Genomic DNA, 22,473 nt, shown 5'->3' with positions numbered 1-22,473 from the left:
GCAAGCGCTCATTCTAGCGCCGACGACCGCTGATGCGTACCCAGCCATCACGGTTGGCGATCGGGTCCAGCTCGAAATCCTTGGCGTAGGCCGCGGCGACGTCTTCGCCTTGCTCGGCAAGGATGCCCGACAGTGCCAGGCGCCCGCCCGGCTTGACCAGGCTCGACAGTTGCGGGGCCAGGGACACCAGCGGGCCGGCGAGGATGTTGGCCACCAGCACGTCGGCCTGCACCTGCGGCAATTGCTCCGGCAGGTACAGCGGGAATTTGCCTTCAGGGATGTGGTTGCGCCCGGCGTTATCGCGGGAGGCTTCCAGGGCCTGCACGTCGATGTCGGTGCCGACCGCCTCTTTGGCGCCCAGCAACAACGCGGCAATCGCGAGGATGCCCGAACCGCAGCCGAAGTCCAGCACGTGGCTGTCGGTCAGGTCCTGGCCGTCCAGCCATTCCAGGCACAATGCGGTGGTGGGGTGAGTGCCGGTGCCGAACGCCAGGCCCGGGTCCAGCAGCAGGTTGACGGCATCCGGTTCCGGCGCAGCGTGCCAGCTCGGTACGATCCACAGGCGCTGGCCGAAACGCATGGGCTGGAAGTTGTCCATCCAGCTGCGTTCCCAATCCTGGTCTTCGATGACTTCGCTGTGATGCTCGGGCAATGGGCCGCCGGTCAGCAGTTCCATATGGGTCAGTACGCTGGCGGCATCGGTGCCGTCCTCGAACAGGGCCAGCAAATGGGTGTGGGACCACAGCGGGGTGGTGTTGAGTTCCGGCTCGAAGATCGGCTGGTCTTCGGCGTCCATGAAGGTTACCGATACAGCGCCGACTTCGAGGAAAGCGTCTTCATAGGTTTCGGCTTGTTCTGGGCTGATGGCGAGACGGACTTGCAGCCAAGGCATGGCGGGCACCTTTGAAAAAATTGAATGTGCAGCGCAGTGGGGCTGCGAAAGGGCGCAAGTTTACGCGAGAGCATGATGCTGTGGCGAGCAAGGCTTTTGTAGTGAGCGGGGCAAGCCCGCTCACTACAGGTGAAACAACAAAGCCGCCCGGAGGCGGCTTTGTTGTTTCAGAGCACTTACTGGTTCGCCAGTTTGTGTTCCAGGTAGTGAATGTTCACACCACCTTCGCAGAAGCCTTCATCGCGGACCAGGTCCCGGTGCAGCGGGATGTTGGTCTTGATGCCGTCGACCACGATTTCGTCCAGGGCGTTACGCATACGGGCCATGGCCTCGTCGCGGGTGGCGCCCCAGGTGATCAGCTTGCCGATCAGCGAGTCGTAGTTGGACGGAACCTTGTAGCCGCTGTACAGGTGAGAATCCACACGTACGCCGTTGCCGCCGGGCGCGTGGAAGTGCTTGACCAGGCCAGGGCTTGGGATAAAGGTTTTCGGGTCTTCGGCGTTGATCCGGCACTCCAGGGAGTGGCCGTGGATCTTCACGTCGTCCTGGGTGAAGGACAGCGGGTTGCCAGCGGCAATGCTCAGCATCTCCTTGACGATGTCGATACCGGTGACCATCTCCGAAACCGGGTGCTCTACCTGCACGCGAGTGTTCATCTCGATGAAGTAGAAGCGGCCGTTCTCGTAGAGGAACTCGAAGGTACCGGCGCCACGGTAGTTGATGTCGATGCACGCCTTGACGCAGCGAGCCAACACTTCTTCGCGGGCTTTTTCGTCCAAACCTGGTGCCGGGGCTTCCTCCAGTACCTTCTGGTGGCGACGTTGCAGCGAGCAATCGCGGTCACCCAGGTGAATGGCGTGGCCCTGGCCGTCGGACAATACCTGCACTTCCACGTGACGTGGGTTGGTCAGGTATTTTTCCAGGTAGACCATCGGGTTGTTGAACCAGGCGCCTGCTTCAGAGCGGGTCTGCTTGGCGGCTTCGATCAGGTCTTCTTCCTTGTGCACCACGCGCATGCCGCGACCACCACCGCCACCGGCGGCCTTGATGATCACCGGGTAACCCACTTCGCGACCAATGCGCAGAGCGGTTTCCTCGTCTTCAGGCAGTGGGCCGTCGGAACCAGGAACGGTTGGCACGCCGGCCGCGATCATGGCTTCCTTGGCGGAGACCTTGTCGCCCATCAGGCGAATGGTCTCGGCTTTGGGGCCGATGAACGTGAAGCCGGATTTTTCCACCTGGTCGACGAAGTCGGCGTTTTCCGCGAGGAAACCGTAGCCTGGGTGGATAGCGGTAGCGCCGGTCACTTCTGCTGCGGCGATGATGCTTGGGACTTTCAGGTACGAGTTCGTGGCCAGTGGCGGGCCGATGCAGATGCTTTCGTCCGCCAGTTTCACGTGCATCAGTTCCGAGTCGGCCGTCGAGTAAACAGCGACGGTCTTGATGCCTTGTTCCTTACAGGCGCGCAGGATTCGCAGGGCGATCTCACCGCGGTTGGCGATCAGGACTTTTTCCAGTTTCTTCGCAGGTTTCAACATCGAAGGCACTCCGCGGTTCAAACGATGGTGAACAGCGGCTGGTCGTACTCAACCGGCTGACCGTTTTCTACCAGGATGGATTCGATGACGCCGGCTTTTTCAGCAGTGATGTGGTTCATCATCTTCATCGCTTCAACGATGCAGATGGTGTCGCCCACTTTCACGGTTGCGCCGACTTCAACGAAGGCTGGCGAGGTCGGAGCCGGGGTGCGGTAGAAGGTACCGACCATTGGCGACTTGACCACGAAACCGTTCAGCGCAGGCGCGGCCGGGGCAGCAGGTGCAGCAGCGGCGGCGGCAGGTGCGGCAGCCGGAGCAGCGGCGGCTGGCGCCGGTGCTTGCATTTGCGGTGCGTAGAACTGTTGAGCCGGGGTCTTGCTGTGACGGCTGATCCGTACGGACTCTTCGCCTTCCTTGATTTCCAGCTCGTCGATACCGGATTCTTCCAGCAGTTCGATCAGTTTCTTAACTTTACGGATATCCATGAATCATCAACTCCCAAGGGTCGGTCAGGGGCGCTTGGCCGGTTGTTCAAGTTGTTCCAGGGCGGCCTCCAGGGCCAGTCGGTAACCGCTGGCGCCAAGGCCGCAGATCACACCTACCGCAACGTCGGAGAAGTAGGAGTGATGGCGGAAAGCTTCGCGTTTGTGCACGTTCGACAAATGCACTTCGATGAATGGGATGCTCACCGCCAGCAGCGCGTCACGTAATGCAACACTTGTATGCGTAAAAGCGGCGGGATTGATCAGGATAAAGTCCACGCCTTCGCCACGCGCAGCATGGATGCGATCAATCAATTCGTACTCGGCATTGCTTTGCAGGTAGAGCAGATGGTGGCCGGCTTCACGGGCCCTGCGTTCCAGATCGAGGTTGATCTGTTCCAGGGTGACTGCCCCGTAGACGCCCGGTTCTCGGGTGCCGAGCAGGTTCAGGTTGGGTCCGTGTAGAACCAGAAAGGTCGCCATCGGCTGTTCCTTGTTATTGATGTGGGTACGGCAGAACCCGGCGACTATGCCGCAAAGCCTTTGTGACTGTCCAGTTCTATGCAGTAGGCAGCACGATTAGCGAGGATAGCGCGAAATTTGTGACTGTGGCCTCGTATCCGGTCATTGGAAACACGGTTCCGAGTACGCCGGAGACCAAAGGTGGGAGCGGGCTTGCTCGCGAATGCGGTGTATCAGTCAACACATCCGTCACTGACCCGCCGCATTCGCGAGCAAGCCCGCTCCCACATTTCGATCCCCACATGAATTTAGATCGTTGTGAGGCAGATCAGACGCGAAAGGCTTTCACCGCCGTGTTGAGATGCCCACCCAACACCAGCAAATGCTCACCCTGGCTACGCCCTTGCCCGATACGCAGCAGGTTGTCCTCACCCAACTGGTGAATTCGCTCACTGTTGTCACGGATCTCGCTGACGGCACCACTCTGCTGCGCGGTCACATCGGCGATGCGCACGGCGGTTTCAGAGATGGTCTGGATCGCGCCGACGATTTCATCCAGCGCGCCGTCGGCCGCCTGGGCCTGCTGGGCCGTGGCTTCGGCGTGTTCAACCTGGGCGCGCATGCCTTCCACCGATTGGTGGGCGGCGCTTTGCAGGCCGGCGATCAGGGTCTGGATTTCGGCGGTGGCGCCAGCGGTACGCTGGGCCAGGGAGCGCACTTCGTCGGCCACCACGGCGAAACCACGGCCGGCCTCACCGGCGCGAGCGGCTTCGATGGCGGCGTTGAGGGCCAGCAGGTTGGTCTGGTCGGCAATCGAGCGGATCACCGTCAGCACACCGCCGATGGTGGCGGACTCTTCAGCAAGTTTCTCGATCATCTGCGCATTTTGCTGCACTTCACCCACCAGGGCATGCAACCCGGTCAGGCTCAGGCCGATGACGCGCTGGCCTTGTTCCACCGCCTGGCCGGCGCTGCGGCTGGCATCGGCTGCCTGGCTGGCATCCCCGGCCACCTGTTGGATGGTCGCTTCCAGTTCCCCTAGGGAATCACGGATCTGTGCCGTGTCCCCGGCCTGGCGTTCGGCACCGTCATGCAGGCCGCTGCTCAGTTCGGCCAGTGCGTGGCTGCTGCCGGCGACTTCTTCGGCATTGCCGCGAATGGTGCCCACCAGGTCCACCAGGTAGGCACGCAAGCGGTTAAGCGACGCTTCGATATCGTGCAGTTCGCGATTGGTCTTGCCCAGGGCGATTGGCTGGCTGAAGTCGCCTTCGGCCCAGGTCGACAGGGCTGGGGCCAGGTTAGTCAGCACGCGGGCCAGGCGGCGTTGCAGGGTGTCGATCAACAGTGCGATCAGCAGGATCAGGCCGATCATCACACCCTGCATCAGGCGCACTTCGCCCTGGATCTTGCCGTGTTGGGCACGCACCACGGGCTCCAGGCCGGCAATGGCTTCTTGTACGGCCTTGATTTTCAGGTGCGTGGCGGTGGCCAGGTCAGCCCGTTGCTGGATCTGGTCGCGGGTGCGCTTGAGTTCGGCGGGGTAGCGGGTCAACAGGCTGTTGAGTTCACGCTTGAGGTCGACGCCGGTGTCTTGGGCGACGGTTTTTTCGCTGTTTTCCAGGCCCATCATGGCCGAGAAATCATCGCTGCTTGATTCGGCGGCGGCGGTCACCCCCAGCAGCGGTAGCTGCGCCAGCAGGTCGGCCTGGGCACGGATGCTGGTGATCTCGCGTTCCACGTCATCGGCCAGTTCGGCACGCCCGCTGCTCACCAGCTTGTCGCGGGCCAGGGACAACTTGCCCACATGCTGGGAGGCCGCCAACAGCGGCGGCAGGTAGCGCGCCGCTTCAGGTGTATTCACGCCGATGGCGTACTGGCTCAGTTGCTCCAGGTTCGCCCCCAGTTCACGTTCGGCCTGCAACAACAAGGCTTGCGGGTCGCCCGCCAGCTTGCCGGCGGCCAGCAGGTCGGTTTTGCTGAAGCCATCGAGGTCCACCAGGCTAGGGCGCAGGCTTTGCGCCAGGTCGGCCGGCAAATCGTCCAGGTGCTGCAACAGGTTTTCCAGGCTTTGACTGGCACTGCTCAAGCGCAGGGCGTCACCGCTGGCCAGGTAGTCGTCGATGTTGCGCGCGGCGTGATTCTGAAAATTCTGGGACAGGCCCAGGTAGCGTTCCATCAGCAGGTACGGCCGCTCCAGCGCCCGTTGCGACCACCAGAGTGTCGCCCCAAGTGCCAGGCACACGGCCACTAGAAGGAGGGTATTGAGATTGGTCAGCAGCTTCAGGCGCATGCGTGGTTTCAACCGACAGCAAAAGATAAGTGCCTGAAGTTATTGCGTTTTCATTACAAGGTTATGACGGAATCAGTGGATTCCGGTGAAAAGGTGGCACTTTGCTTTGATGTGCGCGCAGCTTGCACGCGGTTACGTCCGGCATCCTTGGCGCGGTACAGCGCCTCGTCGGCCTGGGCCGCCATCATCAGGCTGTCGGAGCCGTCGCACAGCTCCACCAGGCCTGCACTGAAGGTGCACCACAAATCCTGCGGCTGGGCGGGGTAGTGGATTTCGGCAAAGCGCCCGCGAATTTCATCCAGCACCTTGCAGGCCGATTCCAGGTCGGTGTCGGGCATCACGATGGCGAACTCCTCACCGCCGTAGCGCCCGATATAGTCGGTCTTGCGCAAACGCTGCTTGAGAAACAGCGCCAGGCTCTTGATCACGCGGTCGCCCATGGGGTGGCCGTGGCTGTCGTTGACCCGCTTGAAGTGGTCGATGTCGAGCATGGCAAAGCTCAGCGGCTTATTCTCGCGGCGTGCGCGGAAGCTGCAGTCTTCGAGCAATTGCAGGATATGGGTATGGTTGTACAAGCCCGTCAGGCTGTCGCGCACCATCCGTGCTTTCAGGTTGCGCGCACGGGCGGCGCGGTTGCGCACGGTGGTGATCAGGTGGCGCGGCTTGATCGGCTTGGTGAGGAAGTCGTCGCCGCCTTCGCTCATGGCGTCCAGTTGCTTGTCCAGGTCGTCCTCGGCCGACAGGTAGATGATCGGCACGCTGACATAACGGTCATTGTGGCGGATCACCTTGGCCAGTTCGGTGCCGGTACAGGCGGGCATATACATGTCGAGGATGATCAGGTCGGGCTGGAAGTCCGCCAGCTCGGCCATGGCCTGGATCGGCTCGATCAAGGTGCGGGTGACAATGCCGGCGCTGTTGAGCAGGCGCTCGGTGTGCAGGGCCTGGGCTCGGGAGTCGTCGATGATCAGTACTTTGTAGGGTTCGTACTGGGCGACGCAGGTCAGCACTTCGATTTTTTCCAGCAGGCTTGAGGCTTCCAGCGTGCCGGTGAGGAACTCCTGTCCCCCGGCGCGCACGGCGGCCAGGCGGGTTGGGGTGTCGGTTTCGTGCAGGCTGAAGAACAGCAGCGGCAGCTTCTGCTCCAGGCCTTCCTGAGCTTCGGCGGCCAGTGTGAGGCCCAGGCCGGCGCCGCAGAAGTCCACGTCCATGACAATCGCCGAAGGCAGGCGCTCGGCCATGGACGCGCGGAACGCCGCCACGCTGTCCAGGGAATGGGCGCTCATGCCAAAGAATTCCAGTTGCTTGGCCAGGCGCTCGGCGCGGTCGTGATCGGCCAGCATCACGTAGATCGGTTTGCGCATCGGCGGCAGGAAGGTCTGTTCCAGCTGGTCGCCCTGGCGCAGGCCGGTGCGGGACAGGCGCTGCATCAAGCGGTTGAGTTCGGTGATCAACTGGCTGCTCAGGCGGCCGCGGTTTTCATCCACCGCCTTGAGGGACTCGCCAATATGCCGCGCCAACTGGCCGTGTTCCGGTTGTTCGAAGCGCTCGGCAAAGCGCAGCAGGCGCAGGTTGGCTTCGCTGAGTTCGGACAGGTCTGCGCTCGACCATTCACTGCGTTGCAGGCGCTGCCAGATCTCAAGAATTTGACGTGCCTGATGAATTACCCGCTGGGCAAAATGGTGCTTGAGACGCTCACGGCTGGGGTCTTCTGGCTCGGTCATATCCTGACTACTAGTTAGGGTGCATGCTGAGGTCGACTGATGGCTCTATGCTAGCACCTCTTTTCTGTTACATGAGTGTCATACGTCAATTAAGTACGTGTCTGTGTGATTCAGTTTTTGACCTCATGGTCGCGCTGCGTAAAAAGCGTGCATCCTTTATAGTCGAACCTCTTCCCCATGCCACTTTCGTTTAAAACCGCCGCACCGATGGGCACGATGGGGTAGGGTTGTGGTCCGAGTGTGTGAACGCACCCGGACCATTGACGTGCATGAACTCAAGTGATTGAAAGGATATCGCCATGCTGGACTGGAAAAACCGCGAAGGCACTGCCAAAGGCCCCGCCCCCGAGCCCAAGTCGGCCAACCGCAGCTATTTTCGCAACCTGCTGATGAGCAAGGCCTTGCTCAGTGTGTTGGGTTTGTACCTGTTGGTGACCGGCGCCCTGGGTTGGTACTGGAGCGAAGAACCGGCGCTGTTCCCGGTCCAGCAGAACGCCCAGTTGGCCGCCGAGAAGGACGGTAAGCAGATGGTGGTGGGTTTCACCACCGTCGAAACCCTCAAGACCGTGGTCGGCACCTTGCTGAACAAACCCGGTGGCTACATTTCCAACGACCGTTTCCCGCCGGGCCTGTGGATGGACAACATGCCAAGCTGGGAATACGGGGTGCTGGTGCAGGTGCGCGACCTGACCCGCGCCCTGCGCAAAGACTTCGCCCGTTCGCAGTCGCAGTCGGCTGAAGACGCTGACCTGGCGAAGGCCGAGCCGCGTTTCAACTTCGACAACAAGAGCTGGGTGCTGCCATCCAGCGAGTCGGAATACCAGGAAGGCATCAACTCCCTGAGCCGCTACGAAGCGCGTTTGTCGGACCCGAACCAGAAGGGCGCATTGTTCTATGCGCGTGCCGACAACCTGAACAACTGGTTGGGTGATGTCGCCACGCGCCTGGGTTCGCTGTCGCAACGCCTGTCGGCCAGCGTGGGCCGCGTCAAGTTGAACACGGCGCTGAAAACCGAGGCCCTGGCCCCGGGTGAAGTGCCGCAGGTCGATGAAGAAGTGGTCGAAACCCCATGGATGCAGATCGACAACGTGTTCTACGAGGCCCGTGGCCAGGCGTGGGCCTTGTCTCACTTGCTGCGTGCCATTGAAGTGGACTTTGCCGATGTACTGGCCAAGAAAAACGCCACCGTCAGCGTGCGCCAGATCATTCGTGAGCTGGAAGCCTCGCAGGAGCCGGTGTGGAGCCCCATGATTCTTAACGGCAGTGGTTTCGGCGTGCTGGCGAACCACTCGCTGGTCATGGCTAACTACATTTCCCGGGCCAACGCGGCAGTGATCGATTTGCGTCAGCTCCTCAACCAGGGTTGATGATGGACGCCACTCAAAAAGAGGCCGCGCACCGTGCAGCCTCCGATGCTGAACTGATCTGCTGGGTCGACGAGCAGGACCACCTGCTCGGCGCCCTGGTTCGCGCCGACCTGCGCCAGCGCGGCCTGATCGGCCGTTGCACCTTTATCTTCCTGTTCAATTCAGCCGGTGAGCTGTGTGTGCATCGGCGCACCCTGAGCAAAGCCATGTACCCCGGGTTCTGGGACACGGCGGCGGGCGGGATGGTGGCGGCTGGCGAGAGCTACGCGGATTCGGCAGCCCGTGAGCTTGAAGAAGAGCTGGGCGTCGGCGGGGTGGCGTTGACCGAGCACGACCATTTCTATTTTGAGGATGGCGACAGCCGGCTGTGGTGCAAATCCTACTCGGCGGTCTGGGATGGCCCCCTGCGCCTGCAGCCCGAAGAAGTCATGGAAGCGCGCTTTCTACCCCTTGAAATTGTCCTGCAGGAGGCCGAACACAAGCCTTATTGCCCGGACGCTCAAGAGGGGTTGCGGCGCTATCTGGCCTCACGTCGCTAAAGTTGCATAAATTGGCGCCATTTGGCTCTTAGCAACTGGGCTTTTTGCCGTTACACTGCGCGACTTTTCACCCGAACCACCCAGCGCCACCCCGTAATAACTGTGGGAGCCGGGTGGTACGGTAGCGCTGCCCCTGCCTGAGTGGGGCTTCGCGGTCGGTCGCCTCTTCGCAGGGGCCGATCAGTCTTTGTCCTCCCAAGAGGATTGCCGGTGGCCAAAAAAGCCGCATCCTTCGCCGCCCTTGGTGGCCTGGTATTTTCCACCGACGCAGGTCGACACTGCCCGGACTGTCGTCAGCCCGTGGATTCGTGTACCTGTAAACAGACCCTGATCCCCCAAGGCGACGGTATTGCCCGCGTGCGACGCGAGAGCAAGGGCCGTGGCGGCAAGACGGTGACCACCATCACCGGCGTGCCGTTGGCCGAGGATGCCCTGAAAGAACTGGCCACGTCGCTGAAAAAGCGCTGTGGCACCGGTGGTGCGTTGAAAGACGGCGTCATCGAGATCCAGGGCGATCACGTCGAGTTGCTGTTGGCCGAGCTGATCAAGCTCGGGTACAAGGCCAAGAAGTCCGGCGGCTGAAAGCCTCTTCCCGACCTGTGTCTAAACTCTGTCCTGCGTGTGGGGTCCTACCTTCCACGCAGGCAAATCGTCATTTTCATTCTTTAGACTGCGCCAGCCTCAGAGAGGGGCGGTGCCTTCGACTTCATTTATAGGGGACTTCGATGTCCGTACGACGCACACGCAAAGACGATGGCAGCCAATGGACAGTTGCGGACAGCCGCAGTGTTTACGGGATTCGCCATTGGGGGGCCGGGTATTTCGCGATCAATGATGCCGGTCGCGTTGAAGTCCGTCCGAACGGCCCGAACAGCACGCCCGTCGACCTGTACGAGCAAGTCGACGAGCTGCGCAAGAGCGGCCTGTCGTTGCCGCTGCTGGTGCGCTTCCCCGACATCCTGCAAGACCGTGTACGCCAGCTGACCGGCGCCTTCGATGCGAACATCGAGCGCCTGGAATACCAGAGCAAGTACACCGCGCTGTACCCGATCAAGGTGAACCAGCAGGAAGCGGTGATCGAGAACATCATCGCTACCCAGAACGTTTCCATTGGCCTGGAAGCCGGCTCCAAGCCCGAGCTGCTGGCCGTGCTGGCCCTGGCGCCGAAAGGCGGCACCATCGTGTGCAACGGCTACAAGGACCGTGAGTTCATCCGCCTGGCACTGATGGGCCAGAAGCTGGGCCACAACGTGTTCATCGTGATCGAGAAAGAATCCGAAGTCGGCCTGGTGATCGAAGAGGCGGCGAGCCTCAAGGTCAAGCCACAGGTGGGCCTGCGCGTGCGTTTGTCGTCGCTGGCGTCGAGCAAGTGGGCAGACACCGGTGGCGAGAAGTCCAAGTTCGGCCTGTCGGCGGCGCAACTGTTGTCCGTGGTCGAGCGCTTCCGCGCCGCTGGCCTGGACCAGGGCATTCGCCTGCTGCACTTCCACATGGGCTCGCAGATCGCCAACCTGGCGGACTACCAGCACGGGTTCAAGGAAGCCATCCGTTACTACGGCGAACTGCGCAACCTCGGCCTGCCGGTGGATCACATCGACGTCGGCGGCGGCTTGGGCGTGGACTACGACGGTACGCACTCGCGTAACGCCAGCTCCATCAACTACGACATGGACGACTACGCCGGCGTGGTCGTGGGCATGCTCAAGGAATTCTGCGACGCGCAGAGCCTGCCGCACCCGAACATCTTCTCCGAAAGCGGCCGTTCCCTGACCGCCCACCACGCCATGCTGGTGGTGCAAGTCACCGACGTCGAGAAACACAACGACGACGTGCCTGAAATCGAAAACAAGGAAGCCTTGCCGGAAACCGTGCAATGGCTGGTGGACCTGCTCGGCCCGACCGACATCGAGATGGTCACCGAAACCTACTGGCGCGCCACCCACTACATGAGCGACGTGGCCGCGCAGTACGCCGATGGCAAGCTGACCCTGGCGGAAAAAGCCCTGGCCGAACAGTGCTACTTCGCTGTGTGCCGCCGCCTGCACAACTCGTTGAAAGCCCGCCAGCGCTCGCACCGCCAGGTGCTGGACGAACTCAATGACAAGCTGGCCGACAAGTACATCTGCAACTTCTCGGTGTTCCAGAGCCTGCCGGACACCTGGGCCATCGGCCAGGTATTGCCGATCCTGCCGCTGCACCGCCTCGACGAAGAGCCACTGCGCCGTGCCGTACTGCAAGACCTGACCTGCGACTCCGACGGCAAGATCAAGCAGTACGTCGACGAGCAGTCCATCGAGACCAGCCTGCCGGTGCACGCGTTGAACGAAGGCGAGGACTACTTGCTGGGTATCTTCCTGGTAGGGGCTTACCAGGAAATTCTGGGCGACATGCACAACCTGTTTGGTGACACCGACTCGGTGAACATCTACCAGCGTGAAGATGGCTCGGTGTACAGCGCCGGGATCGAGACCCACGACACCATCGAAGACATGCTGCGCTACGTGCACTTGTCGCCGGAGGAGTTGATGACGCACTACCGTGACAAGTGTGCGAGCGCGAAGATCAGTGCCAGTGAGCGTACCCAGTTCCTCGACGCGCTGCGCCTGGGCCTGACCCGTTCGTCGTACCTGTCCTCATAATCTGAGCTGACATAAATCTAAATTGTGGGAGTTGGCAAGCCAGCTCCCACATTTGGATCTCCATCTTGGTAGTACCTTCTGTGTGAGGGTTGAAAGATGTCGAGCAAACGCCTGCAAGCATTCACCCTGGCACTCACCGCATTCCTTGCGGCCTGCTCCCCCATCAACGTGCTCAATGCACTCACCCCCTCCAGTACCTTCACCAAAACCTCCGCCATCGCCTACGGCGCTGATCCTCGGCAGACACTCGATATCTACCGACCCGTCCCGGCGATCTCCAATGCCCCGGTCGTGGTGTTTTTCTATGGCGGCAGTTGGAACAGCGGCTCAAAGGACGACTACGGTTTCGTCGGTGAAGCCCTGGCCTCACGCGGCATCGTCGTCGTCATCGCCGACTACCGGCTCTACCCGCAAGTGCGTTACCCCGCCTTTCTCCAGGACGGCGCCCAAGCGGTGGCCTGGACCTGCAAGCACATCGCTGAGTTCGGCGCCGACCCAGCACAGCTCTACGTGATGGGCCACAGCTCCGGCGCCTACAACGCCTCGATGCTGGCGTTGGATGCACGCTGGCTGAATGAAGTGGGCTTGTCGCCTTCGGTGTTCAAAGGCTGGATCGGCCTGGCCGGGCCGTATGACTTCCTGCCGATTGAGAACCGGGACGTGCGGCCGGTGTTCTTCTTCCCGAACTCGCCGCCCGACTCCCAGCCGATCAACCATGTGAGCGCCGGCACGCCGCCTGCGCTGTTGCTCGCGTCAACCGATGACAAGCTGGTCAACCCAACGCGTAACACCGGTGGCCTGGCGAGCAAGTTGCGCGCCGCAGGTGTGCCAGTCCAAGTGTCCTATTTCACCAAGACCAGCCACGCGACGTTGGTGGCTTCAATCTCCCGGCCGTTACGCTGGCTGGCGCCGGTACTGGACCGCGTTACGGCGTTTATCCAAGCCACTGATCCTGTCGGTTCAAGCGCCACGCAATCGCCCACAAAGTAAGACTGCGCAGGGCCATGAACAACAGGAAGGTGATCCACAGCCCGTGGTTGCCCAAGCCCTGCAACGCCCAGGCGAATGGCAGCGTCAGGGCCACGGTGAGCAACATGCCATTGCGCATCTCCCGCGCGCGGGTCGCGCCAATGAACAGGCCGTCCAGCAGGTAACTCCACACCGCAATCAACGGCAGCACCGCTAGATACGGCAGGTAAATGTCAGCCGTTTCGCGCACGCTAGGGATATCGGTCTGCATGGCGATAAACAGGTGCCCGGCGAAGGTGAACAGCAAGGCAAACCCGAGGCTGGCGATCAACGACCAACCCCCGGCCACTACCAGTGAACGACGCAGGGATTGGCGGTCATGGGCGCCGATGGCGTGGCCACACAAGGCTTCGACGGCATGGGCCAGCCCGTCCAGCGCGTGGGCGGTCAGCAGCAGGCCATTAAGCAGCAGCGCGTTGGCCGCCACGGTGGCATCGCCCAAGCGTGCGCCCTGCACCGTGATCATGAAAAACACCGACTGCAGCGCCAGGCTGCGGATAAAGATGTCGCGGTTCACCGCCAGCAGCGGGCGCCAACTCTCCCAGACTTTCAACGCTGCCCAGGCGATATGCCCCGGGTAGGCGCGCAGCGCCTTTTGCGTGAGGGCCAGGCCGAGCAGGGCGCCGGTCCATTCGGCCACGACCGACGCACGCGCCGAGCCGACGACGCCCCAGTCCAGTCCCAGGACGAACCACAGGTTCAGGGCGATATTCACCAGGTTGGTGGTCAGCAGAATCGCCAACGGTGCGCGGGCGTTTTGCGTGCCGAGGAACCAGCCGACCAACGCATAGCTGGCCAGCGCGGCGGGCAGGCCGAACAGGCGGGTGTGGAAGAATTCGCGGGTAAGCGCGTTGAGTTCGGGGGAGGGCTGCATCCATTCCAGTGCCAGGTGGCTCAAGGGAATGCCCACCGTGCCCAACAGCATCGCCAGCCCCAGCGCCAGAATCAGGCCTTGCAGCAGGATCTGCCGCAGCGCCGCGCCGTCATTGCGCCCGGCGGCCTGGGCGGCAAAACCGGTGGAGCCCATGCGCAGGAAGCCCATGGCCCAGGCGAGGAAGGTATACAGGCTGGCGCCGACCGCCACCGCACCCAGCTGATGGGCATGGGGCAGGTGGCCGATGACCATGCTGTCCACCAGCGCCACCAACGGCACCGAGATGTTCGACAGGATCATCGGCGCGGCCAGGGCCCAGACGCGGCGATGGGTAGGGCGGTGGCGCCAGTCGTTCAGCAGGGCAGTCATCAAGGCTCCTCGGTGGAGCGGCATTGTAACCGCCCCTCCATCACACCGCAGAACCAATGTAGGAGCCGGCTTGCCGGCGATGGCGGTGGGCCAGCCAGTAAAAATGTGGCTGAAAGACCGCCATCGCAGGCAAGCCAGCTCCCACAGGTCTCCTCACTACTTGTGGGATTTGGCTTGGCTTTACGTCTTGCAAAGAACCAAATCACCCTCCGTCGGTCAATGTGACCAGCACCACATCGGCCGCCCACGGGCTGATATATAGTTCATCCCTCGGACCCTCTCATTACGAGTGCCTCATGCTTAACAAAGGATTGTTCCTGGCCTGCGCGCTGGCCCTGCTGAGCGCCTGCGATTCTTCCGATAAACCGGCTGCCCCGACCGCGCCTGCGGCGGTAACCGTTGCGCCCACGCCCGTCAAGGCGGCGGTGGATGTGGCGGCGCTGAAGCAGCGCTACGCCGGGCGTGAGTTGAGCGTGGTGGATGTGTCCGAAGTACAGCTCGACGGCGCCAGCACCCTTTCCGTGAGCTTTTCCATTCCCCTGGATCCCGATCAGAAATTCGCCGACAAACTCCATCTGGTGGACAGCAAGTCCGGCAAGGTCGACGGCGCCTGGGAAGTCTCCGACAATCTCATGGAACTGCGCCTGCGCCACCTGGAGCCCCAGCGCAAACTGGTGCTCACGGTCGATGCCGGGCTCAAGGCGGTCAACGGCAACACCCTTGCCGCCGATTACAACGACCGCCTGGAAACCCGTGACCTGCAAGCCACCGTCGGCTTCGCCAGCCGTGGCACCCTGCTGCCGACCCGCCTGGCCGAAGGCCTGCCGGTGATCGCGCTGAACGTCGACAAGATCGATGTCGAATTCTTCCGCGTCAAACCCGGCTCCCTGCCGGTGTTCCTGGCGCAGTGGGGGCGCAACACCAGCCTGCAAAGTTATGAAGCCCGTGAACTGCTGCCGATGGCCGACTTGGTCTATGGCGGGCGTTTCGACCTGAACCCGGCCCGCAACACGCGCGAAACCCTGCTGCTGCCGATCGCCGGCCTCAAGCAACTGCAGGAGCCGGGTGTCTACCTGGCGGTGATGCGCGCTTCCGGCACCTACAACTATTCCCAGCCGGCCACGCTGTTCACCTTGAGTGACATCGGCCTGTCGGTGCACCGCTACGCCAATCGCCTGGATGTGTTCACCCAGGCGTTGGAAGGCGGCAAGGCATTGGATGGCGTTGACCTCGAAGTGCTCGACTCCGAAGGCCGTGTACTCGGCCAGGGCAAAACCGAGAAAGGCGGCCACGCCGAGTTGCCGTTGCCGAAAAAAGCGCGCGTGCTGCTGGCCAAGCAGGGCGAGCAGACCAGCATGCTGCGCCTCGACAGTGCTGCCCTGGACCTCGCCGAGTTCGACATCGGCGGCCAGCCCTCCCACCCCTTGCAGTTCTTTGTGTTCGGGCCGCGTGACCTGTATCGCCCCGGCGAAACGGTACTGCTCAACGCCTTGCTGCGTGACAAGGACGGCAATGCCGTCAAGCCGCAACCGGTGAGCGTCGAAGTGCGCCGCCCGGATGAGCAGGTGAGCCGCAAGTTCGTGTGGGACTCCGATGCCTCCGGCCTCTATCAATACCAACTGCAACTGGCGGGCGAAGCGCCGACCGGGCGCTGGCAACTGGTGTTCGACCTGGGCGACGGCAAACCGCAGTTGTATGAATTCCTCGTTGAAGACTTCCTGCCCGAACGCCTGGCATTGGAACTCAAGGGGAGTGACACCGCCTTGAGCCCGGCGGACAACCCGGTGATTCATGTCAACGGTCGCTACCTCTACGGTGCGCCGGCCTCGGGTAACCGGGTCAGCGGCCAGGTTTACGTGCGGCCGTTGCGCGAGGCGGTCAAGGCGCTGCCGGGTTACCAGTTCGGCTCCATCACCGAAGAGGAACTGAGCCAGGATTTCGAACTGGACGAAAGCGTGCTCGACGCCAAGGGCCAGGAAGACCTGACCCTGGAAAGCAAGTGGGCCCACGTCAAATCGCCGTTGCAATTGATCGTACAGGCCAGCTTGCAAGAGTCGGGCGGTCGGCCGATCACCCGGCGCCTGGTGCAGCCTATCTGGCCGGCCGAGCAACTGCCGGGCCTGCGTGGGCTGTTTGACGGCAAGGAAACCAATGGCGATGGCCCGGCGGAATTCGAAGTGCTGGTGGCCAACCAGGAGGGGCAGAAACTCGCCGCACAAAACCTCAAGGTGCGCCTGGTGCGCGAGCGCCGCGACTACTACTGGAACTACTCCGACAACGATGGCTGGAGTTACCACTTCAACGAGAAATTCCTCAACCTTGATGAGCAGACCCTGAACATCAAGGCTGGAGACACCGCCAAGGTCAGCTTCCAGGTGGAGTGGGGCCCGTACCGTGTAGAGGTCGAAGATCCGCAGACCGGGCTGATCAGCAGCCTGCGCTTCTGGGCCGGCTACCAGGCCCAGGACAACACCGAAGGCGGCGCCGTACGCCCCGACCAGGTCAAGCTGGCGCTGGACAAACCGGCCTATGGCGACGGCGACACCGCCAACGTCACCGTCACCCCGCCTGCGGCGGGCAAAGGCTACCTGCTGGTGGAGTCTGCCGAAGGGCCGCTGTGGTGGCAGGAAATCGATGTGCCGGCCGAAGGCAAAAGCTTTGCCGTGAAGCTCGACCCGAAATGGTCACGCCATGACCTGTATGTGAGTGCTCTGGTCATCCGCCCCGGTGAGCGCAAGGCCAATATCACGCCGAAGCGTGCCGTGGGCCTGCTGCACCTGCCGTTGGACCGCACCCAGCGCAAGCTCGGCGTGACCCTCACCGCGCCAGAAAAAATGCGTCCCAAACAACCGCTGACGGTGAAGGTCGCCGCCAGGAATGCCGATGGCAGCGTGCCGAAACAGGTGCATGTGCTGGTGGCGGCGGTGGACGTGGGCATCCTCAACATCACCGAATACCCGACACCGGACCCGTATTCCAGCCTGTTCGGCCGCAAGGCTTATGGCGTGGACCAGTTCGACATCTATGGCCAGTTGATCGAAGCCGGCCAGGGCCGTTTGGCCAGCCTGGCGTTCGGCGGCGATGCCGCCTTGGCCAAGGGCGGCAAGCGCCCGGACACCAGTGTGACCATCGTCGCCCTGCAAAGCGCGCCGGTGACGTTGAATGACAAGGGCGAGGGTGACGTCAGCGTCAACATCCCCGACTTCAACGGCGAACTGCGCCTGATGGCCCAGGCCTGGAGCGACGATCGCTACGGCATGGCCGAAGCCAAGACGGTGATTGCCGCCCCGCTGATTGCCGAGCTGTCGGCCCCACGTTTCCTGGCCGGTGGCGACCAGACCACTCTGGCGCTGGACCTGTCCAACCTGTCGGGCAAGGCACAGAAGCTCGATGTGCAACTGACGACTGAAGGGCAGCTGGAGCTGGTCAACAGTGCTGCGCAGACCGTGGAGTTGAAACAAGGCCAGCGCACCACGCTGCGCATCCCGGTCAAGGCGTGGGGCGGGTTGGGGCAGGGCAAAGTCAAGGTCAGTGTGAATGGCCTGGACCTGCCGGGTGAAAACCTGCCGCCGTTCAGCCGCGAATGGACCTTGGGCGTGCGCCCGGCGTATCCGGCGTTGCTCAAGCACTACCGTGCGGTGCTCAAGGATCAGCCTTGGAACCTGCCAGCCGGCACCCTGGATCAATTCGATGCGTCGGGTCGTGAGGCGCTGCTGAGCCTTTCGAGCCGGCCGCCGCTGAACCTCGGCGCGCAGATCAGTGCACTCAAGGCGTACCCCTATGGCTGCCTGGAGCAGACTGCCAGCGGTTTGTACCCCTCGCTGTATGCCGATAATGCGTTGCTCAAGCAACTGGCGATCAAAGGCGAGTCGGACACTGAACGCAAACGCAAGATTGAGCTGGGCATTGAGCGCCTGCTGGGTATGCAGCGCTACAACGGCAGCTTCGGTTTGTGGGGCGCCGATGGCGAAGAAGAATATTGGTTGACCGCCTATGTCACCGACTTCTTGCTGCGCGCTCGCGACCAGGGCTTTGCCGTGCCGCCCGAGGCCTTGAAGAAGGCCAGCGAACGCTTGCTGCGTTATGTGCAGGAACGCAACCTGATCGAAGTCGACTACAGCGACAACGCCGACCACACCCGCTTTGCCGTGCAAGCTTACGCCGGCATGGTCCTGGCGCGCAGCCAGCAGGCGCCGCTGGGCGCATTGCGCAGCCTGTTCGAACGGCGCAGCGATGCACGCTCAGGCTTGCCGCTGGTACAGCTGTCGATTGCCCTGCAGAAAATGGGTGATCAGCCACGGGCCGACCAAGCCTTGCTCGCCGGGTTGGGGGTGCAGCGCAACGCCAAGGAATGGCTCGCCGACTACGGCAGCCCCTTGCGCGACCAGGCGATGATCCTGGCGCTGCTGGAGGAGAACGACCTGGCCAAGGGCAAGCGTGAGGAGCGCCTGTTTACGCTCTCGGATTTGCTGGCGGCCAGCCCATACCTGTCGACCCAAGAGCGTAATTCGCTGTTCCTCGCTGGGCGCCTGGGGTTTGCCAAGCCGGACGCGAATTGGAGCGTGACGCTTGACGGCAGCGGCGGTGTGCATGAGCTGAATAACCAGCAATCGACCCTGGAGCTGGAAGGCAAGTTGTTGTCCGGCGACCTGAGCCTGAGCAATAAAGGCGAAGCACCGGTGTATCAACAACTGACGATCTCGGGTTATCCACAAGTGCCTCCGACTGCGGGTGGGGATAACTTGAGCATCCGTCGTGAATACCTGGGCATGAATGGCCAGCCGTTGAACCTGCGCAACCTCAACAGCGGTGACCTGGTGCTGGTGCATTTAGCGGTGAGCGCCAAACAGCGCGTGCCGGATGCCTTGGTGGTAGACCTGCTGCCGGCGGGCCTTGAGCTGGAAAACCAGAACCTCGCCCAAAGCGCCGCCAGCCTGGAAAACGCCAGCAGCCAAGTGAAGGAATGGCGCGAGTCGATGCAGAATGCGGCCCTCAAGCACCAGGAGTTCCGCGATGACCGCTACGTGGCGGCGCTGAAGTTGGAAGAGTCCGGCACGACCCACCTGCTGTACCTGGCACGGGCTGTAACGCCAGGTACTTACCGGGTGCCGCCGCCGCAGGTGGAGTCGATGTACCGGCCGAACTGGCAGGCGGTGGGTGAAACCCCGGCCGACTTGGTGATCAAAGGGCGATGAAGATCTCTATTTGAAATGGGCCTTAATGTGGGAGCGGGCTTGCTCGCGAAGACGGTGTGTCAGTATGAGATTAGCTGACTGACACTCCGCTTTCGCGAGCAAGCCCGCTCCCACAGGGGGATTGCGGTGTTTTGAGATTAGTGCACCACCCAGCTCAGCAGCCACAACCCCAGCATCAACCAGATGATCCCCATGATGATCGAAGCCCGCATGAACGCGCGCACGGCCGAGTACAGCAGCATCAGGCCGATGATCAGTGTAAGGATGCTGATGATCGAGGTGTCCATGCCCAACGTACGCGACAGGCCTTCGATAAAGTTGCCGCCAGCGTGGGTCAAGGCACCGAACAAACCGCTGAGCCCGTCGACGATAAAACGGATGACGGAACCGAGCGCCTGGCCCAACCATTCGAAGAAGCTTTCTACCTGCATATGTGTGTCCTGATGAGAAGGTGGGCGTATCTGTGCCTTTGGTTGTTAATGCGACAGGCTAGTTCCCTACCAGCATAGAGGTTTGACGGTTTAAACATGGGTTTCCTTTATCACGGGTGTACTCGGTTCAATGTGGGAGCTGGCTTGTCGAAACGTCGCACCGCGGCGATGGCGGTGGATCGGTGACACATCTGCCAACTGTCTCAACGCCACCGCTATCGCTATCGCCGGCAAGCCGGCTCCTACAGGTATTGCGTTGGGCGGTGGGCAGTGTATTGCTGCTGGTTGCCCTGCTATGGCTCGCCGACCGCATCTGGCCCTTGCCCCTGCCCAAGGATGACCTGGCCCGGGTGGTGTTGGCCGAGGATGGCACACCGTTATGGCGCTTCGCCGATGCCAACGGCGTATGGCGCTACCCGATTCAAAGCCGTGAAGTCTCGCCTTACTACCTCGATGCGCTGCTGACCTACGAAGACCGCTGGTTCTACCAGCACCCCGGGGTTAATCCGCTGGCGCTGGTGCGGGCGACGTGGCAGAACCTCACCGGCGCGCGGGTGGTGTCGGGCGGCAGTACGTTGTCGATGCAGGTGGCGCGGCTGCTGGATCCGCATTCGCGCACCTTTCACGGCAAGTTGCGCCAGTTGTGGCGTACCGCGCAGTTGGAATGGCACCTGTCCAAGGACGAGATCCTCAACCTGTACCTCAATCGTGCACCGTTCGGCGGCACCTTGCAGGGCGTGGCCGCGGCCAGTTGGGCTTACCTGGGCAAGTCCCCGGCCCAACTGACCCACGCCGAAGCCGCCTTGCTCGCCGTATTGCCCCAAGGCCCCAGCCGCCTGCGCCCGGACCGTCACCCCCAGCGCGCCCAGGAAGCCCGCGACAAAGTGCTGCGCCGTCTCGCCGAATTCCAGGTGTGGCCGCAGTCGGCCGTCGACGAAGCCCTGGAAGAACCGCTGCTGCTCGCGCCGCGCCTGGAGCCGAGCCTGGCGCCTTTGCTGGCTCGACGCTTGAACCGCCCCGACAGCCCGCCGTTGATCCGCACCACCCTGGACGCCACCCTGCAACGCCGTCTTGAAGACCTGCTGCTGGGCTGGCGCGCGCGTTTACCGGAGCACACTTCGGCCGCGATCCTGGTGGTGGAAGAAGAGAGCATGGCCGTGCGCGCCTATCTGGGCTCGGTGGATATCAACGACGCCAAGCGCTTTGGCCATGTGGACATGGTCAGCGCCCTGCGCTCACCTGGGTCGACCTTGAAGCCATTCCTGTACGGCATGGCCCTGGACGACGGGCTGATCCACTCCGAATCCCTGTTACAGGACGTGCCCCGGCGCTATGGCGATTACCGGCCGGGCAACTTCTCCATGGGCTTCAGCGGTGCGGTGCCGGCGAGTACGGCATTGTCCAGTTCGCTGAACCTGCCGGCCGTGCAGTTGCTGGAAGCCTACGGGCCGAAGCGGTTTGCCGCGCAGATGCGCATCGGTGGCGTGCCGTTGGCCTTGCCGGCGCTGGCCGAGCCCAACCTGGCGCTGATCCTCGGCGGTGCCGGCAGCCGCCTGGAAGACCTGGTGAGTGGCTACAGTGCCTTTGCGCGGGACGGCAAGAGCGCGACGATTCGTTTGCAGCCCGACGATGTCCTGCGCGAGCGCCCGATGCTCTCACCGGGGGCGGCGTGGATTGTGCGGCGCATCCTCAGTGGCCAGGCCCGGCCCGACCGCGATCCCCGTGCCGAACTGGTGCAGCGCCCGGTGCTGGCGTGGAAAACAGGCACCAGCTATGGCTTCAGGGATGCCTGGGCGATTGGCGTGGGGCCGCGTTACCTGATCGGTGTATGGATCGGCCGTCCGGACGGCACGCCGGTGCCTGGCCAATTCGGCCTGGCATCGGCCGCGCCGTTGATGCTGCAGGTACACGACGTGCTGACCAACCGCGACAGCCAGCGTGGCATCAGTGCCCCGGTGAAGCCGGTGCCGGCCAATGTGGGCGTGGCGGCGATCTGTTGGCCGCTGGGCCAGCCCATGAGCCGCTCCGACCCCAACTGCCGCCGCCAACGCTTTGCATGGACGCTGGACAACACCACACCGCCGACCCTGCAGGCGCTGGATCAACCGCTGAGTGTGGGGTTGATGGAAAGTGTCTGGGTCAATGCCAAGGGCTTGCGGGTTGATGCCCGTTGCCCAGGCGCGTCGCTCAAAAATATCGCCCTCTGGCCCGCGCCGTTGGAACCTTGGCTGCCCAGGATCGAACGTCGCGAAGCCCGTATTCCGGCCGCTGATCCCGATTGCCCACCGCCTGCGCTGGCGGCGTCTTCACCGTTGTCGATCGTGGGCGTACGCGAAGGTGACCAACTGCGTTTGCCGGCGGGCAGCCAACAGGCGTTGCGCCTGAAGCTTTCCGCGCTGGGGGGCAGTGGGCGGCGTTGGTGGTTCCTCAATGGCGCGCCGTTGGGGGACAGTGCTAACCAGGATTTTATCAACGCCAGTTTCGAGCAATTGGGGCGTTATCAACTGAGTGTGCTGGATGAGGCTGGCCAAACTGCCCGGCTGGAGTTCAGCGTCGTCGATTAGATCGCCATCGCAGGCAAGCCAGCTCCCACAGTTGATTGGGTTCACACGGTCAAAATGTGGGAGCGGGCTTGCCCGCGA

Annotated in this window: 15 protein-coding genes; 7 read left to right on the top strand and 8 right to left on the bottom strand. The window is 62.4% G+C overall.

Annotated features, from left to right (window positions below; genetic code table 11):
* Positions 1-13: 13 nt before the first annotated feature.
* The 6 genes from prmA to M2394_RS11785 form a co-directional block, all read right to left on the bottom strand.
* Positions 14-892 (bottom strand): 50S ribosomal protein L11 methyltransferase, encoded by an 879-nt coding sequence (gene prmA / locus M2394_RS11810; protein ID WP_259172593.1) that lies wholly within the window; start codon positions 890-892, stop codon positions 14-16.
* A 176-nt stretch (positions 893-1,068) separates the two neighbouring features.
* Complete coding sequence (accC, locus tag M2394_RS11805; protein WP_178918445.1) at positions 1,069-2,430, bottom strand: acetyl-CoA carboxylase biotin carboxylase subunit; 1,362 nt, start codon at positions 2,428-2,430, stop codon at positions 1,069-1,071.
* A gap of 17 nt (positions 2,431-2,447) precedes the next feature.
* Entirely contained in the window at positions 2,448-2,915 is a 468-nt protein-coding gene (accB, locus tag M2394_RS11800; protein ID WP_259172592.1) for an acetyl-CoA carboxylase biotin carboxyl carrier protein, read from the bottom strand.
* 24 nt (positions 2,916-2,939) lie between these two features.
* Entirely contained in the window at positions 2,940-3,395 is a 456-nt protein-coding gene (gene aroQ, locus M2394_RS11795; RefSeq protein WP_056860456.1) for a type II 3-dehydroquinate dehydratase, read from the bottom strand.
* 307 nt (positions 3,396-3,702) lie between these two features.
* Positions 3,703-4,251, bottom strand: a complete 549-nt coding sequence (locus tag M2394_RS30470) for a methyl-accepting chemotaxis protein (protein WP_405046571.1) — start codon at positions 4,249-4,251, stop codon at positions 3,703-3,705.
* A gap of 1,466 nt (positions 4,252-5,717) precedes the next feature.
* A complete protein-coding gene (locus M2394_RS11785; RefSeq protein WP_178918447.1) occupies positions 5,718-7,388 on the bottom strand; it encodes a PleD family two-component system response regulator in 1,671 nt (556 codons plus the stop codon).
* A 299-nt stretch (positions 7,389-7,687) separates the two neighbouring features.
* Here M2394_RS11785 and M2394_RS11780 point away from each other — a divergent pair, with 299 nt between their 5' ends.
* The 5 genes from M2394_RS11780 (at position 7,688) to M2394_RS11760 (ending at position 12,923) form a co-directional block, all read left to right on the top strand.
* On the top strand, positions 7,688-8,755 hold the full coding sequence (locus tag M2394_RS11780; protein WP_178918448.1) for a DUF2333 family protein: 1,068 nt from the start codon (positions 7,688-7,690) through the stop codon (positions 8,753-8,755).
* Between the two features lie 2 nt (positions 8,756-8,757).
* Positions 8,758-9,294, top strand: a complete 537-nt coding sequence (locus tag M2394_RS11775; protein WP_259172590.1) for an NUDIX hydrolase — start codon at positions 8,758-8,760, stop codon at positions 9,292-9,294.
* Positions 9,295-9,504: 210 nt separating this feature from the next.
* Positions 9,505-9,876, top strand: a complete 372-nt coding sequence (locus M2394_RS11770) for a translation initiation factor Sui1 (protein WP_178918450.1) — start codon at positions 9,505-9,507, stop codon at positions 9,874-9,876.
* Positions 9,877-10,019: 143 nt separating this feature from the next.
* A complete protein-coding gene (gene speA, locus M2394_RS11765) occupies positions 10,020-11,933 on the top strand; it encodes an arginine decarboxylase (protein ID WP_178918451.1) in 1,914 nt (637 codons plus the stop codon).
* A gap of 96 nt (positions 11,934-12,029) precedes the next feature.
* Complete coding sequence (locus tag M2394_RS11760) at positions 12,030-12,923, top strand: alpha/beta hydrolase (RefSeq protein WP_259172589.1); 894 nt, start codon at positions 12,030-12,032, stop codon at positions 12,921-12,923.
* On the opposite strand, the gene M2394_RS11755 is transcribed toward M2394_RS11760, so the two are convergent.
* Positions 12,868-14,205: an MATE family efflux transporter gene (locus tag M2394_RS11755; RefSeq protein ID WP_178918453.1), complete on the bottom strand. Its 1,338-nt coding sequence runs from the start codon at positions 14,203-14,205 to the stop codon at positions 12,868-12,870. The genes M2394_RS11760 and M2394_RS11755 overlap by 56 nt on opposite strands.
* 296 nt (positions 14,206-14,501) lie before the next feature.
* Between M2394_RS11755 and M2394_RS11750 the strand changes: the two genes are divergently transcribed.
* Positions 14,502-19,400, top strand: a complete 4,899-nt coding sequence (locus M2394_RS11750) for an alpha-2-macroglobulin (RefSeq protein WP_259172588.1) — start codon at positions 14,502-14,504, stop codon at positions 19,398-19,400.
* 137 nt (positions 19,401-19,537) lie between these two features.
* Here the strand turns inward: M2394_RS11750 and M2394_RS11745 are convergent, their stop codons facing one another.
* On the bottom strand, positions 19,538-19,831 hold the full coding sequence (locus M2394_RS11745; protein ID WP_017527871.1) for a hypothetical protein: 294 nt from the start codon (positions 19,829-19,831) through the stop codon (positions 19,538-19,540).
* A gap of 251 nt (positions 19,832-20,082) precedes the next feature.
* Here M2394_RS11745 and pbpC point away from each other — a divergent pair, with 251 nt between their 5' ends.
* Entirely contained in the window at positions 20,083-22,395 is a 2,313-nt protein-coding gene (pbpC, locus tag M2394_RS11740; protein WP_259172585.1) for a peptidoglycan glycosyltransferase PbpC, read from the top strand.
* The last annotated feature ends 78 nt before the right edge of the window (positions 22,396-22,473 follow it).

This window comes from Pseudomonas sp. BIGb0164 (genome assembly GCF_024810135.1).
Lineage (GTDB): Bacteria > Pseudomonadota > Gammaproteobacteria > Pseudomonadales > Pseudomonadaceae > Aquipseudomonas.
Note: the sequence above shows the minus strand (reverse complement) of the source record. Positions and strands in the feature narration are given on the sequence as shown.

Coding starts and splice junctions, on each gene's coding strand:
- M2394_RS11745 (WP_017527871.1), bottom strand. CDS start 19,831: ATGCAGGTAGAAAGCTTCTTCGAATGGTTGGGCCAGGCGCTCGGTTCC.
- speA (WP_178918451.1), top strand. CDS start 10,020: ATGTCCGTACGACGCACACGCAAAGACGATGGCAGCCAATGGACAGTT.
- accB (WP_259172592.1), bottom strand. CDS start 2,915: ATGGATATCCGTAAAGTTAAGAAACTGATCGAACTGCTGGAAGAATCC.
- M2394_RS11785 (WP_178918447.1), bottom strand. CDS start 7,388: ATGACCGAGCCAGAAGACCCCAGCCGTGAGCGTCTCAAGCACCATTTT.
- accC (WP_178918445.1), bottom strand. CDS start 2,430: ATGTTGAAACCTGCGAAGAAACTGGAAAAAGTCCTGATCGCCAACCGC.
- prmA (WP_259172593.1), bottom strand. CDS start 892: ATGCCTTGGCTGCAAGTCCGTCTCGCCATCAGCCCAGAACAAGCCGAA.
- aroQ (WP_056860456.1), bottom strand. CDS start 3,395: ATGGCGACCTTTCTGGTTCTACACGGACCCAACCTGAACCTGCTCGGC.
- M2394_RS11760 (WP_259172589.1), top strand. CDS start 12,030: ATGTCGAGCAAACGCCTGCAAGCATTCACCCTGGCACTCACCGCATTC.
- M2394_RS30470 (WP_405046571.1), bottom strand. CDS start 4,251: ATGATCGAGAAACTTGCTGAAGAGTCCGCCACCATCGGCGGTGTGCTG.
- M2394_RS11780 (WP_178918448.1), top strand. CDS start 7,688: ATGCTGGACTGGAAAAACCGCGAAGGCACTGCCAAAGGCCCCGCCCCC.
- M2394_RS11775 (WP_259172590.1), top strand. CDS start 8,758: ATGGACGCCACTCAAAAAGAGGCCGCGCACCGTGCAGCCTCCGATGCT.
- M2394_RS11755 (WP_178918453.1), bottom strand. CDS start 14,205: ATGACTGCCCTGCTGAACGACTGGCGCCACCGCCCTACCCATCGCCGC.
- M2394_RS11750 (WP_259172588.1), top strand. CDS start 14,502: ATGCTTAACAAAGGATTGTTCCTGGCCTGCGCGCTGGCCCTGCTGAGC.